This is a genomic window from Acinetobacter sp. UBA3025 (assembly GCF_002367915.1).
In the GTDB taxonomy this organism is placed as follows: Bacteria; Pseudomonadota; Gammaproteobacteria; order Pseudomonadales; family Moraxellaceae; genus Acinetobacter.
Genome location: NZ_DFDO01000279.1, coordinates 1 through 610 on the forward strand (window position 1 = coordinate 1; position 610 = coordinate 610).

The 610-nt window shown below is 41.3% G+C and carries 1 protein-coding gene and 1 pseudogene; both read right to left on the bottom strand.

Annotated elements, in window-relative coordinates; translation table 11 throughout:
• Positions 1-296, bottom strand: a pseudogene (locus B4J23_RS11725) (hypothetical protein); the annotation flags it as partial.
• 35 nt (positions 297-331) lie between these two features.
• On the bottom strand, positions 332-610 hold a 279-nt coding region (locus tag B4J23_RS11730), incomplete at its 5' end, for an alkaline phosphatase (RefSeq protein ID WP_291360809.1).

The window sequence follows — 610 nt, forward strand, 5'->3', positions numbered from 1 at the left end:
ACTGCATCTTTGCGCTGCATCCACTGAATTGCACTGTCAAAACTCACATGCTCATGGGTGTCTGTTTTGGCAGAAACATGAGCGTTGCTATGTATCTGGGCTTCGTCAGCATGCGTTTGTGTGTTTAAACGTTCAATCCAAATATTTTGCTCATCTCGAATTATTTTCTCACTGTATTTTTGAATGGTCGTGACCCCATTGGCATCCAACCGTTCAATCTGATAATCAATACGATATTCATCGGCCGACCATACCCATGGACTGAGCAAACTGAAAGATAATGCTAAGAATTTCATTTTGAATTTGAACGGCCGTATAAATCTTGTATCCATTAGAATCCAAACGCCTTTTTCAATTGCTCAAATACCCATGTATTTTCTTGTGTGCCTTTGAATAGATTTGAATTCTTTCCTTCAGCAAACAGCATCACATCTCCGCCGCCATGTGTTTCGCTTTTCGTCAGTTGTACCCCGACTTCTTGTTTATAGTCGTCAGCAAAGGCTTGCTCGTTGCTAATACTGTCACGAATATCTAAACGTTTACCCGTACCATTTCCAAAAACAAGCGTCGTTCCTGTTGCCCCATTTACATCGCGGTATGGATTATGTAG